Origin of the sequence: Achromobacter ruhlandii, assembly GCF_902859695.1 — a bacterium.
Classification (GTDB): domain Bacteria; phylum Pseudomonadota; class Gammaproteobacteria; order Burkholderiales; family Burkholderiaceae_B; genus Achromobacter; species Achromobacter ruhlandii.
On record NZ_CADIJL010000005.1, the window covers coordinates 121843 to 134767 of the forward strand.

The 12925-nt window shown below is 66.3% G+C and carries 15 protein-coding genes; all 15 read left to right on the forward strand.

The genetic code is table 11. From position 1 onward, the window contains the following. Window positions 1-275: 275 nt before the first annotated feature. The 15 genes from HV742_RS08875 to HV742_RS08945 all read left to right on the forward strand — a co-directional run bounded on the left by HV742_RS08875 (window position 276) and on the right by HV742_RS08945 (window position 12871). A complete protein-coding gene (locus HV742_RS08875) occupies window positions 276-2318 on the forward strand; it encodes a DNA topoisomerase III (RefSeq protein WP_059889451.1) in 2043 nt (680 codons plus the stop codon). A gap of 807 nt (window positions 2319-3125) precedes the next feature. After that, window positions 3126-3377 (forward strand): hypothetical protein, encoded by a 252-nt coding sequence (locus HV742_RS08880; RefSeq protein ID WP_003454891.1) that lies wholly within the window; start codon window positions 3126-3128, stop codon window positions 3375-3377. Between the two features lie 25 nt (window positions 3378-3402). Then, window positions 3403-3795, forward strand: coding sequence for a hypothetical protein (locus tag HV742_RS08885; RefSeq protein WP_003454890.1), 393 nt, complete (start codon window positions 3403-3405; stop codon window positions 3793-3795). A gap of 103 nt (window positions 3796-3898) precedes the next feature. Beyond that, complete coding sequence (locus HV742_RS08890) at window positions 3899-4363, forward strand: hypothetical protein (RefSeq protein ID WP_003454889.1); 465 nt, start codon at window positions 3899-3901, stop codon at window positions 4361-4363. Between the two features lie 80 nt (window positions 4364-4443). Beyond that, window positions 4444-5160 (forward strand): DUF5983 family protein, encoded by a 717-nt coding sequence (locus tag HV742_RS08895; protein ID WP_175144850.1) that lies wholly within the window; start codon window positions 4444-4446, stop codon window positions 5158-5160. A 292-nt stretch (window positions 5161-5452) separates the two neighbouring features. After that, window positions 5453-6250 carry a hypothetical protein gene (locus tag HV742_RS08900; protein WP_003454887.1) on the forward strand — a complete coding sequence of 266 codons (798 nt, stop codon included), beginning with the start codon at window positions 5453-5455 and terminating at the stop codon, window positions 6248-6250. A gap of 75 nt (window positions 6251-6325) precedes the next feature. Further along, a complete protein-coding gene (locus HV742_RS08905; protein WP_003454886.1) occupies window positions 6326-6691 on the forward strand; it encodes a DUF3085 domain-containing protein in 366 nt (121 codons plus the stop codon). A gap of 143 nt (window positions 6692-6834) precedes the next feature. Next, the gene (locus HV742_RS08910; protein ID WP_003454883.1) at window positions 6835-7179 is read left to right on the forward strand and encodes a hypothetical protein; all 345 of its coding nucleotides are present in this window, start codon (window positions 6835-6837) and stop codon (window positions 7177-7179) included. Between the two features lie 298 nt (window positions 7180-7477). Then, window positions 7478-8050: an STY4534 family ICE replication protein gene (locus tag HV742_RS08915; protein ID WP_059889453.1), complete on the forward strand. Its 573-nt coding sequence runs from the start codon at window positions 7478-7480 to the stop codon at window positions 8048-8050. Between the two features lie 111 nt (window positions 8051-8161). After that, the gene (locus HV742_RS08920; RefSeq protein ID WP_003454876.1) at window positions 8162-8791 is read left to right on the forward strand and encodes a DUF3275 family protein; all 630 of its coding nucleotides are present in this window, start codon (window positions 8162-8164) and stop codon (window positions 8789-8791) included. Window positions 8792-8892: 101 nt separating this feature from the next. Next, window positions 8893-9285: a hypothetical protein gene (locus tag HV742_RS08925; protein WP_003454873.1), complete on the forward strand. Its 393-nt coding sequence runs from the start codon at window positions 8893-8895 to the stop codon at window positions 9283-9285. A 7-nt stretch (window positions 9286-9292) separates the two neighbouring features. Beyond that, window positions 9293-9562 (forward strand): hypothetical protein, encoded by a 270-nt coding sequence (locus HV742_RS08930; RefSeq protein ID WP_003454871.1) that lies wholly within the window; start codon window positions 9293-9295, stop codon window positions 9560-9562. Between the two features lie 137 nt (window positions 9563-9699). After that, a complete protein-coding gene (locus tag HV742_RS08935; protein ID WP_003454853.1) occupies window positions 9700-10527 on the forward strand; it encodes a DUF932 domain-containing protein in 828 nt (275 codons plus the stop codon). Between the two features lie 501 nt (window positions 10528-11028). Next, window positions 11029-11685, forward strand: a complete 657-nt coding sequence (locus tag HV742_RS08940; protein WP_003454850.1) for a hypothetical protein — start codon at window positions 11029-11031, stop codon at window positions 11683-11685. A 67-nt stretch (window positions 11686-11752) separates the two neighbouring features. Next, entirely contained in the window at window positions 11753-12871 is a 1119-nt protein-coding gene (locus HV742_RS08945) for a DUF6094 domain-containing protein (RefSeq protein ID WP_003454847.1), read from the forward strand. Window positions 12872-12925 lie beyond the last annotated feature (54 nt).

The following is a 12925-nucleotide window of genomic DNA, read 5'->3' on the forward strand; positions in this document are numbered from 1 at the left end:
CCCCGCAGGGGGCGGCTGTAGCAACCGTCAGACGCCCGCCATGCACCAGCTATCCCCAGGGGATAGCTCCAGGGTGTTCCACCGGGTTCCAGCCGCCCTCCCGAAACGACGCTCCCGCTGCGCCAGCCGTTGCGGCTTCGCGCATGCCGCTGCGGCAACGCATCGCCTGCCGATCACAAAGCGGTGTCTGCGCCAATCGGCTTCCTTGCTGCCGTCATCCGCTGGCCCGGCCAAGCTGGGGCCATCCGATGACCGCACACTTCCAAGGAGGCTTCATGCGCGTGTTCCTGTGCGAGAAGCCGTCCCAGGGCAAGGACATCGCCCGTGTGCTGGGCGCCGGCCAACGCGGCAACGGCTGCTACAGCGGTGCGGGTGTCGTCGTGACCTGGTGCATCGGTCATCTGGTCGAAGCGGTTCCGCCCGAAGGCTACGGCGAGCAGTACAAGCGCTGGGGCATCGAGCAACTGCCTATTCTTCCCGAGCGTTGGCGTGTCGAGCCCAAGGCGGCGACCGCGGCGCAGTTCAAGGTCGTGCAGCAGCTCGTCGCCAAGGCGGGCGAACTGGTGATCGCGACCGACGCCGACCGCGAGGGCGAGATGATTGCCCGCGAGATCATCGAGCTGTGCGGCTACCGCGGCCCGATCCAGCGCCTGTGGCTGTCGGCGCTCAACGATGCGTCGATCCGCAAGGCCCTGGGCACGCTCAAGCCGTCCGCCGAGACACTGCCGCTGTACTTCTCCGCGCTCGCCCGATCGCGTGCCGACTGGCTGATCGGGATGAACCTGAGCCGCCTGTTCACGCTGCTGGGCCGCCAGGCCGGCTACAACGGCGTGCTGTCGGTCGGGCGCGTGCAGACGCCGACGCTCAAGCTGGTCGTGGACCGTGATCGCGAGATCGCACGCTTCGTCTCGGTGCCGTTCTGGGCCATCGAGGTCGCGCTCTCGCATGCAGGCCAGTCCTTCGTTGCAAGCTGGACGCCGCCACAGGGCAGCACCGACGACGCCGGCCGCTGCTTGCAGCAGCCGGTGGCGCAGCAGGCCGCCGAACGCCTGCGCGCGGCCGGCACCGCCCAGGTGCTGTCGGTAGAGACCGAGCGCGTTCGCGAAGGCCCGCCGCTGCCGTTCGACCTCGGCACCTTGCAGGAAGTGTGTTCCAAGCAGTTGGGCCTCGACGTGCAGGAGACGCTGGACATTGCCCAGGCGCTGTACGAGACGTACAAGGCAACGACCTATCCGCGCTCGGATTCGGGCTACCTGCCCGAGAGCATGCTGGCCGAGGTGCCGGCCGTCCTCGACAGCCTGGTCAAGACCGATCCCGGTCTGCGGCCGCTGATCGACCGCCTGGACCGCCAGCAGCGTTCGCGGGCCTGGAATGACGGCAAGGTCACGGCGCACCACGGCATCATTCCGACGTTGGAGCCGGCCAATCTCTCGGCGATGAGCGACAAGGAGCTGGCCGTCTACCGGCTGATCCGCGCCCATTACCTCGCGCAGTTCCTGCCGCACCACGAGTTCGACCGGACGGTGCCGCAGCTCACGTGCGGCGGGCAGTCGCTGGTGGCGGTCGGCAAGCAGATCGCGGTGGCCGGATGGCGCCAGGTGCTGGCGGCGCCTGAGCCCGAGGACGGTGACGGTGACGGTGACGGTGAGGATGCACAGCGCGGACAGGTGTTGCCGGCGCTGCAGGCAGGTGCCGCCTGCCAGGTCGGCCAGGTCGAACTGAAGGCGTTGAAGACGCTGCCGTCCAAGCCCTACACGCAAGGCGAGCTGGTCAAGGCCATGAAGGGCGTCGCAAAGCTCGTGACCGACCCGCGCCTGAAGCAGAAGCTCAAGGACACCACGGGCATTGGCACCGAGGCCACGCGCGCCAACATCATCAGCGGGCTGCTGGCCCGCGGTTATCTGTTGAAGAGGGGTCGGTCCATCCGCGCGTCGGATGCCGCCTTCACGCTGATCGACGCCGTGCCTGCGGCCATCGCCGACCCGGGCACCACGGCGGTGTGGGAGCAGGCGCTGGACATGATCGAGGTCGGCCAGATGACGCTGGACACCTTCATCGCCAAGCAATCGAGCTGGGTCGCCCAGCTCGTGCAGCAGTACCGCGGCGCCACGCTGAACCTCAAACTGCCGCCCGCACCGAGCTGCCTGCAGTGCGGCGCACCGATGCGCCAGCGCAGCGGCAGGAGCGGCGCGTTCTGGTCTTGCAGCCGCTACCCGGACTGCAAGGGCACGCAGCCGGTCGAAGATACCGGAGCAGGCAAGCGCGGCGCATCCAGCCGTGCATCAGGCCCACCGCGTCGGCGCCCCAGGGCGAACTGACGCCCCCATCTCCCTCTGCCACGCCGGCTGCTGCCGACGGCGGGGCAAACCTCCCGCGCCTCGCGGGACTCCCCAGCGCGCGTTCCCTTCTGCAACGGTGTGCGCGTCCTGCACGGGCCGATCACGGCTGGCAGGGCGAGAAGGTCATTGTTCCATCGAATCGCGCTCGCCGCGATTCCGCTGATCGACGTGCTTCCGTCCATCCGCGAGCGGTCTCCTGACGCCTTGGCCCGCAAGGCTGCGAGGTGTCAGGAGACCGTTTGCGGTCGACGGTATTCGGTGCCGGTGCCCGCCGGCGGAACAACGGGTTCCCTTTGTGTGTGGATACACGCCAGAGGATGCCGGCCCCAGCCACGAAACGGGCCGGGTGAGATTGCTGACGCAGCGAATGGCTTTGACGATGGCCTGGCCTGCTTGCAGCCCACAGGTGGATTGATTTCTCTCCAGCCGAAGCCTTGCGAGGCTTCGGCGCCTTTGTCGTGGGCGAACGGAATCGTGCATCGCTGCTCTTGCCAGCGCTCGGCCCAAACTGGACGGCGTTCGGTTCCGTTTGATCAGCGACGGAGTGCCGCCGCGCTTTCATTCTTCCCGCATGTGTCGCTGACGGTCGTCAGCACCATGCCCTGGCAGCCCCGGTCCTCAAGGCTGCAACGCGGTTCGCCGCGTTGACCGATCCAGTCCGCTTCGCACCGACCACCGCGGACGCGCGTCGCCACGACGCGGGTGCTTTTCATGTTCAACCCTTCGGGAGGTATCCGCTCCCGTCAGGGCGTGGTGCTCCCGGTCTTCAACCAACAGGAGAAAACCATGTCCCTTGCGCTCGCATCGGCACCTTTGAGTGCTGAACAGGCCCGAGCCGAATCCATCGGCTACCAGGCCCTGGCCTGCGTCGGCAAGCGCCTGCCCCTGCAAGTGCTGTGCAGCGCAGCCGGCCACTACATCGGCACCGCCGATGCGGACGGCCCGGTCTCGCGGGAGTCGGTCAGCTACTTCCGCTCGCACCACGCCGCCGAGCACGCCCTGCAAACGGGCCGCTGGCAGCAGCGCCTCCACCCGTGATGTCCAACCACCAGGAGCCCATGTCATGAACCGTGCCCTGCCTCAAGAGGTACTTGATCAGATCGAGCTGGAACACCAGCACTTCGCCGCCGCGCCCCAAGCCTTCTTCGAGGCGTGGAAACGCGGCGTCGACATCGCCGGAGCCGAATGGTTCGGCGACGGCACCCGCGAAGGCCTGCAGCGTGCCACCACCAAGTGGGATCTGCGGCCGAAGCTGCTGATGCTCAACGATGCCCTCGGCGTCCTGAGCAGCGGCCAGCGGATGTTCCTGTCCGCGATGGTGAGCTTCTACAACGCCCGCGAGGGCGGGGCGATGCTCAAGCGTTGCGGCTTCGAGGGTCTGTCCGACCTGGGCGGCCTCGACCTGGAACGGCGCAAGGTCGTCGCCGACCTGACGCTGAACTACAACGGCTGGTGAGCCGCGCTGCGGCCTGCCGACGTTCTTCTTTTCTTCCCACCCCACGAGGGACATGCGTCCCTGCATGGGGCCATGTCCCTCCTTTTCTTGAAAGGAGTGATTCATGTCCCCTGACTTTTCCATCGGTCTGCTCGTGACCGACGACGACATCGATGCGGTCATCCTTGAAGGCTGGCCGGCCGACGTGCGCAAGCCGCGCATCGTGGTGCTCGACTACGCCGGCAATGATGTGCCCGACGAGTATGTGCTGCATGTCAGCAGCGGAACCCCGAATACCGGATTGACCGGGCGCGAGGTGTTCCCGGTCGAGTACGGACCCGACTGCCGCTACCCATCGCCCGCTGAAGTCCTTTCGGTGCTCGATGCACCTAAGCCGGCCGGAAAACCTTCCGCGCTGAGCATCGCCCGCAACGTGCACCAGAGCATCCTCAACCTGGATGCGCGGCTGGATCGCCTGGAGCAGGCGCCGACCGGCGACGACTACAACCGCCTGTACCAGCTTGCGAATGGCGGCCTGCTCGACCTGTTGAAGGCGCTGGGCGACCCGTCCTCTACCGCTGCCGACTGACCGGCTGCCACTTTATCCACCCGCTGGGGTTCAATCCCCAGCAGGGGATCGCCTCGGCCATCCTCTGCTGGAGAAATCCCATGTCCTACTCGAACAACAATCCCTTTATCCGCGGCTACGATGGCCTGTCGGTCGAGCGGCTGCTCGCCATCTCCTACGATGACGACTGCCCACTGACCTACCTGCCGCTGCATCCCTCGCAGTCGAATCTACCGGACAGCCAGATCGAACGGCGTAGCTGTGTCTTCTCGGACGACTTCGCGCTAATCACCGAAGACCAGGCCGTGCCTGCCGAGCTGGAAGCGCAATGCCGCAGTCACGGCCTCGCCCGCGACGTGGTCTATGCCGTCATGGCCGAGGAAGAAGGCAAGCCGCTGCACGTGGGCGATACCTACTCCGAGGAATCAGCCCGCGAAGTCGTGCAGCGCCTGCGCTTCGAGACCGGCTACTACAGCCGGTGCTGGGAGATCAGCAGCGCGCACCTCGACGTCGACGCGCATCGCTTCCTCGCCGAGCTGGCGGACATCGCCACGCCGACGCTGTTCCTGTTCGTCGCCTTCCGCATCCCGTACAGCCCGGCCATTGGGTTGAAGCTGATCGCCACGCCCTGGACCGACGAGAACCTGCGTGTGGTCGAAGGCATCACGGCCAAGCGGCTGATGCAGGAGCATCGCAAGAAGGGCATGCCGGAATCCCTCATGCACGTGCTGCACCTGGCCGCGCTCGCCGACGTGCGCATGCTGGTCTTCGATGCCGATGCGCAGGTGCTGGACGGCCTGCCGATCTACGACGACTGACACCACCTTTCGAGCCCCCACGCGGGGCTCGTATTCTTTCTGGACGAAGCCGGTGGACGCGCAGTGCCGATTCCCCCGCGTCGCTGGCCCACGCCTGACGCACGCTGCTCGCATGTTCGCTGGCGTTGCCGGCAAGCATGCCCAGGCAGTCGAGACCTTCGAGGCTGCGGCACGGTTCGCCGTGCTGGTTGCTATTCCTTCTCCGGGCGCATGTCGCGTCCATCCACCTCACCCCCAAGGGACACACCTCCCTTGCGGGCGGAAGTCCCTTGGTTGCCACAAGGAGTCTTCCATGGATACCCAAGCCATCCGCGCACAGATGCCGACGCTGGTTCGCGGCCACGTGCCTTCCAACGTCCGCAGCTTCAAGTTCAACATCTTCGACGGCCAGCCCAAGGTTTCGACGCTGGGCTTCCACGTTGATCCCAAGCCCTTCGAGGGCAAGGTCATCGCCACCACCGACGAGGCCATCGTCGTCAAGACGGGGCGGGCCGAGTTCGCGGTGCTCGACAAGGCCCTCGTCACCGACGTGCCCGACGAAGGCGCCAAGGTGCAGGTCGAACCGTATGCGCGGCGCCGCTTCGACGGCTTGCGCGCGGATACGCCCGAGGAGAGCACTGAGTTCACCGCCGACGGCCAGCCGTACACGGTGAAGCGGCTCATCCTGGGTTCCGCGCCGGCCAAGCTGCCGATCCCCGAGCCGCAGTGCCCCGAGCTGCAGGAGCTGATCCACCAACTGGAGCAGTTGCCCGCGCCCGATGGATTCCGCCGCATCACGCACCTGCTGGTGGATGCCGGCGCGCGGGACTTCACGGTGGTCGATCCGAGCCCCAGCAACATCATCGCCACGCCGCCGGCCATCGGCTTCACCGTCGCTTCGGCGAAGTTCCAGGGGCGCGTCACCGTGCTCTACGAACGCGGCCTCGACACCTACGCGGTGGAGCTGCATCGCGAAGGCGAGCTGGTCGAGCGGGTCGATGAAGTGTTCTTCGACACCTTGGGCCAGGTGCTGGAGCGGCTGATCGACGACGGGAGCTGGCGCCTCATCCGCGTACAGCGCCTGTCCGGTCGCAAGCCCGTCCAGCACTGATCCCCTCACGTCCCCAAGCGGCTTCCCGTCCTCGCGGCGGGAAACCTTCTTCCTTCACCGTTGGAGACCACTTCCATGACTGTTCGATTCAAAGGCACCGAGCTTCGGCCCGTGCTTGCCGAGGCGGCGGCCAACCAGTGCCGCGTCATCCTGGTCAAGGACCAGGGCGTGTATTTCATGGCCGAGCACGGCGAGAGCCGGCCCGATGGGCGGCGCAAGACCATCGCCTACGCCGTGGGCTGCAACCCCGATGTCGATGCGTTCGACGACTGGTGGGAACTGGCGCGCGCCGAATTCGGCGGCGACGACTTCGGCGAGTTCTTCGCCCTGCAGGAACGGGTCCTCACCCGTATCCTGCACAGCGAGGACGACCTCGAAGTGTCGGCCACGGTCACGCACCTGTCGATGCAGGCGGTATCCGCTGCACCGGCCGGCCACTGACCGTACTGCTTCCCAGCCCCCTTCACGGGGGCTTCTCTTTATCTCGTGCCGCGGCCCATGGCCGCATCGCACGCGCTCGTCTCCAGTCCGGCTCGGGCCGCTCACGCCGGCATCTGCCGGTGCCACCGCCTGGTGACGCCTGCATGCGAGACCCGTTCAAGATCGAGCAACCGACCTGCATCAGCTTCAGCGGCGGCCGCACCAGCGCGTACATGCTCTGGCGCGTGCTGCAAGCCAACGGCGGCCTGCCCGCAGATGCCGTCGTCTGCTTCGCCAACACCGGAAAAGAAGTGGAAGCCACCTTGCGCTTCGTGCGCGACTGCGCCGAGCACTGGCAAGTGCCGATCCACTGGCTGGAGTACCGGCCCATCGAACCGGGCTTCGTGGTGGTGGACTTCGATACCGCCAGCCGCGCGGGCGAGCCCTTCGAGATGCTGGTCCGCAAGCGGCAGTACCTGCCCAACCCGGTGGCGAGAGGGTGCCACTAATGCGGACAGCCGCCTGTGCCGATTGCCGCTCGCGCGGGCGCGCGCCTGGCGCCACGCTGCCGCCATGTTCCGCTGACGCCCGTCAGCAGCATGCCCAGGCAGTCTCGATCTTCAAGACTGCGACGCGGTTCCGACCGCGTTGATCAACCAGTTCGCTCCGGCATCCCAGCGCGAACAGCCATCGGTTCTCCCGATGGTGATGCCACCCAAGCTGTTCCTTCAACCCACGCGGGGGTTCCACACCTTCCCCGCCTTGGGTCGGGTGTGTCTCCGCCTCATTGTTCTCAGGAGATTCACCATGACCACTTCCACCGACAAGTCCTACTTCGACCTGCACATCACCGGACTCGGGTATCTCAATCGCATCCGCGAAGTGAAGCCCAAGAAAGGCGATGCGTTCCTGGCCTGCGACATCGCGGCGCTCAACGGCCCCAGCGATGACGTGGCCTACGTGCGTTTCGACACGCGCGTCTCGGGCTCCGAAGCGCAGCACCTCGTGCGCCGCTGCATCCAAGCGGTCGATGCCGAGAAGAAAGTGATGATCGGCTTCCGTCTGGGCGACCTGTGGGCCGACACCTTCACCTACTCCAAGGGCAAGCGTGCCGGCGAGCAGGGGGTGAGCTTCAAGGCCCGCCTGCTGTTCGTCAGTTGGATCAAGGTCGACGGCAAGCTCGTCTACAAGGCCGAGCCCAAGCCGACCGATGCCGACCAGCGCGACGAACGCGACGAACGCGACGTGCGTAACACGGATGTCCCCGCGACGTTCGCTGAGCCGCAAGCCGCTGCGTTCGAGCCCGCCAGGCCCGCCGCCGAAGCTGCCGACGAAGCCACTGCCGATGCGCCTGCATTGGAAGTTGCCGAGTCGTTCTGATCCGCAAGGCCCCGTCCCCTGGGGCCTTGTCTTCTTCCCACTCGCGTGCGCATGCGACCGTCGCCATGACGGCCGTGTGCGTGATCGCAGCTTCGTCCGCAGGAGTTCTTCATGATCACCATTCCCGGCCAATTGGCCATCAAGACCATCCACGGCCGTAACGGCGACTTCAACGTCGGGCGCCTTGCGACCTCCATCGGCGAGTTCGTCGTGAAGAACGCCGAACTCGACCAGTACGCCGAAGGCAAGTACGAGGGCGATTTCGCCATCGCGGAGATTCGCCCGTCCACGTACACCGCCAACGGCCGCATGGTCATTGAGATCCGCGCCCTCCTGGGTGGGATGACTTTGTCCAACATCGACGCCCTGAGCCGTGACGACGCCCGCCGGCTGAGTCCGCAGGAAGTCGATCCGATCGACGAGGAAGCGCAGACCGCCACGCCGACGCCGACGACCGCCCCCAAGGCGGCCGGCCGGAAGAAGGCGCGCAGCTCGCGCGACCCGCTGGTCGATACCACGCCGTTCGGCAGCGAGCCGGCTGCTGCGTCTGCCGAGGCTACGGCCCATGCGGACGACGACGGCGACGCGGCGCTGTTCGGCACACTCTGGCCGCTGGGCGATGTCGTCAAGCTCGATGCCACCGTGGATCGGCGCGTGCTGCGTCAGCAGCGCGACCGCCTCGGCGACCTGGGCTACGAGTTCGCTCCGCTGTCCCAGGACTGGCACCTCACCAGGGTCTGATCCCATCGCCATTTCACGCCGCATGCCTGCGGCTTTCCACCACCCGCCGGGGCTCCTTCCCCGGCGGGAGGACTCCGGCCCTTTCTCACAGGAGTCATTCCATGGGCTGGACATTCGTTCGATTGACGCGCGATCAGTTGATCCGCGAGCTGACCGCAACCGAGGAAACCGAGCGGTCGCGCAGTGAGGTCATCGACCACACGCTGGTCGGCAACGTGCTGTGGACGGTGGCGCGCGTCACCGCCAAGCAGGCCGGCGTCCTGGGTCTCGCACCCGGCGAGTCGGCCACCTTGATCGGCTGCCATCTGCTGGAAAGCGAGGGCCGCGAATGGGGCTACAAGTTCCTGGTCGAGGCCGAGCACCCGTACTACTACTCGTGCCCGCTGCGCTATCTCGACATGGCGCCGCAGCGCTGCGCCACCTGGCGCGCAAGGGTGCATGCCTTCCACCAGCAGCCGACGCGCAAAGCGGCCGGCGATGCAGCCACCGACTGAGGCGAACATGGACACCCTCATGTCGTCCTTGCCGCCCGAGCTGCTTCGCTTCGTCGAAGACCAGTTGGCCAACAACGAGGTTTCCGACGACGACGAACTGCGCGAGCACTTCATCGCCAACGGCCTGAGCGAAGAACAGGCGTGGCAGGCACTGACCTACCGCGCGCTGTACCTGCGACACGTCTTCCTCGACGGCTTCACGCCGATCCTCAAAGGCCAGGAAGCGCTTTGCTTCAACCCGCACAGCCGCGGCTGGGAGCCGGTTCCGAACCCATAGGCCGGCCTTCACGCGGCGCACTTCTTCATCCCTTTCATCAGGCCCTGTTCAGCAGGGCTTTTCTTCGTCCTACGCAATCGCGCGCATCCGGCCTCGGCCGCTGGATGCCGATTGCTCCATTCCGCAAGGAGATCATCATGCAACTCGCATCCCGCTTCGCCCCTCGTTCCCCGGTGCTGCGCGCCGACCATCCGTTGTCGGACGATCAGATTCGCACCGTGGCCCCATCCATCTTCGCGGACACCCCGCACGAAAGCCGCTCCGAACGGTACAGCTACATCCCCACGGCGGCTGTGCTGACCGAACTGCGCAGAGAAGGTTTCCAGCCGTTCATGGTGTGCCAGACCCGCGTGCGACACGAGGATCGCCGCGACTACACCAAGCACATGCTGCGCCTTCGCCACGCCAGCCAGATCAACGGCGCCGAGGCGAACGAGATCATCCTGCTCAACTCGCACGACGGCACCAGCAGCTACCAGATGCTCGCGGGCATGTTCAGATTCGTCTGCCACAACGGTCTGGTGTGCGGCGACACCTTCGCCGACGTGCGCGTGCCCCACAAGGGCAACGTCACCGATCACGTGATCGAAGGCGCCTACGAGGTGCTGCACGGCTTCGAGCGCGTGCAGGACTCGCGCGACGCCATGCGCGTCATCACCCTCGACGACGGCGAGGCCGAAGTCTTCGCCAGGTCGGCGCTGACCTTAAAGTACGACGAGTCGGGCAAGGCCTTGCCCATCACGGAGACGCAGATCCTGCGGCCTCGTCGTTTCGACGACAACCGTGCCGATCTTTGGTCGGTCTTCAACCGGGTTCAGGAGAACCTTGTCAAGGGCGGCCTGACCGGCTGTGCCGCCAACGGGCGCCAGCAGCGCACGCGACCCGTTCAGGGCATCGACCAGAACGTCCGGCTCAACCGGGCGCTTTGGCTGCTCGCGGATGGCCTGCGTCAGCTCAAAGCCTGACCCACAAGCGGATCGTGCCTCGCGGCATGGTCCGCTTTTTCTTTGGCGGCGCTGTGCTGCCAGCGCACCACGTTCAGTTTGGCTCGGTGTAACCCTAATGCGGCAATTCGCTGCCGCCGCGAAAATTGCGGTTCGACTGCATACCTCCCTGGCTTTTCCTCCCTGAGCCAAGCAGTCATCTTTGCCGCCTCGGTGTCCCCGGGGCGGTTTTCTTTTGTGGCCGTCCTTCCGGCGCCGCGGGCGATGCGCCAGAGCAAACAGGGTTGCGCGCCGGGTCGGTTTTCCGCTCCCGCGACACGCGCACCTTAGCGCAGGCTATGTCCCATGTCCGTCGGCGTTGCCGACAACATGCCCAGGTAGCCCAGACCTTCAAGGCTACGGCGCGTTGCGACGCACGGTCTGATTCTTCACCACGACGCTCACCGCGTCTTCTTCCATCCCCCTGGGGCAGTGACTGCCCTCGCGGGCGGTGCTGTCTCCGCTCACTTCGAGGACATCACCATGCCTGCACCTTCTTCCCCTAAGACGCTCTATCGCATCGACGAATGCCCCGACCTGATGGCCGATGGCGTCGTCGGTGACGAGAACGGCAACCTGGTCTTCATCTCCCTCTGGGCGCGCGACACCGCCGTCCAGGAATTCCTGGCCCGCCTTACCCTGGGCCGGGACGAACAGGGACTGGATCAGTTCCACCTCATCACCGAGCAGGGCGCGAGCATTCCGATCTTCGTCAGCAACGTCGAGAACCTGGAAAAGCGCAGCGCACGCGCCTACCGACGCACGCTGTTCGGCTCGCTGACCAACATCTGGCTGTTCGATCGGCGCTGCGTCAAGCCCGACAAGGCCAACGCCAGCGCGCTGGCGCTCCTGCCTCGCGATTCCACGCACCGGCTCGACCGGCTGTGGAAGCTGGTGCGGGATACCTGCCCGCTGCCGCTTCTTGATCCCTGGCGCGAACCCGTGCTGGAGCTGCTGCAGGCGAAGTCGATGCTGACGCGCCTGCCGTTCGCCCTCGGACCTCTGGAGGGCCATCGACTCGCCATCGACGTGCCGACGCTGACCCAGGTGCTGGGCGGCCTGATCCGCAGCGGCGCGCTCGTCGCGGGCACACCCGCCAGCCGCACCCCTTCGGCACGACCGCTCGAAGCGGTGGCTTGAGGTTTTCGCATCGGACATGCACGCGCGCATGTCCGCATCCCTTCATCTTCAATGCCAGGAGATTCCCATGGCCCTCATGTTCCCGCGGCTCGCCCGCAACTTCGTCAAGAACGGGTACTTCCCCACGGATGAACCCACGCTCGAAAGAGCACTCGCCGCACTGGCGCCCGCCGAATCCTCGAACGGGCCGCTGTGCATCATCGATCCCTGCGCCGGCGAAGGCGTGGCGATCGCCGAAGCCGCGCACGCCCTCGGGCGCGAGCAGGTCCAGGCCTTCGCCGTCGAGTACGAGGCCGAGCGTGCGCACCACGCCCGGCAACTGGTCGATCGCTGCATCCACGGCGACCTGATGGACACGCTGATCAGTCGGCAGAGCTTTGGCCTGCTGTGGCTCAACCCGCCGTATGGCGACCTGGCCAAGGACACCAACGGCAACGTCGGCTACCAGGGCCAGGGCCGCGCGCGGCTGGAAAAGCTGTTCTATCAAAAGGCGCTGCCACTGCTGCAGTACGGCGGCGTGCTGATCTACATCGTGCCGCACTACGTGCTCGATGCCGAGCTGGTCGGGTGGCTGACCCGGCACTTCGCCGATCTGCGCATCTACCGCGCGGTGGAAGCGCAGTTCAAGCAGGTGGTGATCTTCGGCCGCCGTGTTCGTCAGCGCGACCAGGCATCGGATTCGGTCAAAGCCACGCGCGCGCTGCTGCTGCAGATCGGGCAAGGCGACGCCGAAGCGGAGGAGCTGCCGGTCGAATGGCCGTTCCTGCCGTACACGGTGCCTGCCAGCCCGGCCGAGCCGGAGCACTTCTACCGCGTGACGATGGAGCCCGAGCAGTTCGCCGATGAAGTCGGCCGGCTGCAAGGGCTCTGGCCGACGCTCGACACGCACCTGGGCGCCGCGCAGCAATCGCTGCGGCCTCCGGCGCGGGCCTTGTCGCACTGGCATCTTGCCTTGGCGCTTGCTGCCGGCGCGATCTCCGGCGTGGTGAAGTCCAAGACGGGCCGCGTGCTCGTCGTCAAGGGCGACACCCACAAGGAGAAGACGCTGCAGACGGAATACACCGAACGCGACGACGGCTCCGTGGCCGAGACGCGCATCCTGACCGACAAGTTCGTGCCGGTCATCCGTGCCTGGGACATGACACCAGGCTCGCCGACCTGCGGCGAGGTGTTGACCATCCGCTGATCGCTGTTCCCTGACGGTTCGCCGTCGATCTGTTCTTCCACTGCGGCTTCGCGC

Bases quoted from the DNA above. Each gene is read 5' to 3' on its own strand.
- HV742_RS08875 (WP_059889451.1), top strand. From the start codon at position 276: ATGCGCGTGTTCCTGTGCGAGAAGCCGTCCCAGGGCAAGGACATCGCC.
- HV742_RS08880 (WP_003454891.1), top strand. From the start codon at position 3,126: ATGTCCCTTGCGCTCGCATCGGCACCTTTGAGTGCTGAACAGGCCCGA.
- HV742_RS08885 (WP_003454890.1), top strand. From the start codon at position 3,403: ATGAACCGTGCCCTGCCTCAAGAGGTACTTGATCAGATCGAGCTGGAA.
- HV742_RS08890 (WP_003454889.1), top strand. From the start codon at position 3,899: ATGTCCCCTGACTTTTCCATCGGTCTGCTCGTGACCGACGACGACATC.
- HV742_RS08895 (WP_175144850.1), top strand. From the start codon at position 4,444: ATGTCCTACTCGAACAACAATCCCTTTATCCGCGGCTACGATGGCCTG.
- HV742_RS08900 (WP_003454887.1), top strand. From the start codon at position 5,453: ATGGATACCCAAGCCATCCGCGCACAGATGCCGACGCTGGTTCGCGGC.
- HV742_RS08905 (WP_003454886.1), top strand. From the start codon at position 6,326: ATGACTGTTCGATTCAAAGGCACCGAGCTTCGGCCCGTGCTTGCCGAG.
- HV742_RS08910 (WP_003454883.1), top strand. From the start codon at position 6,835: ATGCGAGACCCGTTCAAGATCGAGCAACCGACCTGCATCAGCTTCAGC.
- HV742_RS08915 (WP_059889453.1), top strand. From the start codon at position 7,478: ATGACCACTTCCACCGACAAGTCCTACTTCGACCTGCACATCACCGGA.
- HV742_RS08920 (WP_003454876.1), top strand. From the start codon at position 8,162: ATGATCACCATTCCCGGCCAATTGGCCATCAAGACCATCCACGGCCGT.
- HV742_RS08925 (WP_003454873.1), top strand. From the start codon at position 8,893: ATGGGCTGGACATTCGTTCGATTGACGCGCGATCAGTTGATCCGCGAG.
- HV742_RS08930 (WP_003454871.1), top strand. From the start codon at position 9,293: ATGGACACCCTCATGTCGTCCTTGCCGCCCGAGCTGCTTCGCTTCGTC.
- HV742_RS08935 (WP_003454853.1), top strand. From the start codon at position 9,700: ATGCAACTCGCATCCCGCTTCGCCCCTCGTTCCCCGGTGCTGCGCGCC.
- HV742_RS08940 (WP_003454850.1), top strand. From the start codon at position 11,029: ATGCCTGCACCTTCTTCCCCTAAGACGCTCTATCGCATCGACGAATGC.
- HV742_RS08945 (WP_003454847.1), top strand. From the start codon at position 11,753: ATGGCCCTCATGTTCCCGCGGCTCGCCCGCAACTTCGTCAAGAACGGG.